Origin of the sequence: Aeromonas sp. 604282, from assembly GCF_049170575.1 — a bacterium.
In the GTDB taxonomy this organism is placed as follows: domain Bacteria; phylum Pseudomonadota; class Gammaproteobacteria; order Enterobacterales; family Aeromonadaceae; genus Aeromonas; species Aeromonas veronii_A.
This window is the reverse complement of record NZ_JAAKMV010000031.1, coordinates 1-972: the sequence shown is the minus strand read 5'-3', so window position 1 is coordinate 972 and position 972 is coordinate 1. Positions and strand designations below refer to the sequence as shown.

The 972-nt window shown below is 50.5% G+C and carries 2 protein-coding genes; both read right to left on the bottom strand.

Going from position 1 to position 972, the window contains the following annotated elements:
* Positions 1-243: 243 nt before the first annotated feature.
* On the bottom strand, positions 244-786 hold the full coding sequence (gmhB, locus tag G5367_RS20075; RefSeq protein ID WP_421245236.1) for a D-glycero-beta-D-manno-heptose 1,7-bisphosphate 7-phosphatase: 543 nt from the start codon (positions 784-786) through the stop codon (positions 244-246).
* A 111-nt stretch (positions 787-897) separates the two neighbouring features.
* Positions 898-972, bottom strand: a 75-nt coding sequence (locus tag G5367_RS20070; protein WP_197724836.1) for a hypothetical protein, incomplete at its 5' end; no start/stop codon positions are given.

Here is a 972-nt window from a genome sequence, read left to right as displayed (position 1 = left end):
AGAGCGACGCAACAGTGTGTTGCTGCGGGAGTGGAATTCTACTCAACCGCCTTCTCGAGTCAAGCCTTATTTTCAAATGCTTTTCGAGGTTACCGACGAGGTTGTTTGCGTTGCCGCTTGCCGTGTCGATGGAGGCGCATTATAGGGAGCTGGAATTTTCTGGCAAGCAGATAATTGTAAAAAGATGACTTTTGCTGTTCGTTCGCTCACAAAGCCACCAATCAGCATATTAAACCGGCGAAATCAGCTTACTGCAGGCACCGCGATAGCAAAATCATACAGATTGTCATAGATGGTATCGGCCAGAGCGTTACCCACTTCGGTGACCGGCTTACCGGTTCTGACCATGATCTTGTGACCAACCCCGGCATTGATGGCTGCTTTCAGATCGGAAGGCTTATCACCCACCATATAGGAACGACTCATGTCGATCCCCAGTTCCTGTTGCGCCAACAGCAGCATGCCTGGCTCCGGTTTGCGGCAATCACAGGGGGCGCCGTGATCCGGATGATGGGGACAGAAGTAGATGCCATCGAGATCCACATCCCGATCAGCCAGTGACCAATCCATCCATTCCGTCAGATTCATGAAGTCATCTTCACTGAAGTAGCCGCGGGCGATTCCGGACTGGTTAGTTACGACGACCAGCATATAGCCTTTCTTTTTGAGGAGCTGCAAGGCATCTATGACTCCGGGCAAAAAATGGAAGTCATCGACCTGACTGACATAGCCAGTGTCTTCATTGATGACACCGTCACGATCCAGAAAAATGGCGGGTTTGCTCACGGAAACTACCTCTATCAATGGTTTTGCCCAGTATCTCACAGGGCAGATAAAGCCCAAAAACAAAAGGGGCAGCCGAAGCCACCCCTTTCATGTGTGCATTTAAAGTATCGATTAAGCGATAACTTTAGCTACAACACCAGCACCTACGGTACGGCCACCTTCACGGATAGCGAAACGCAGGCCGTC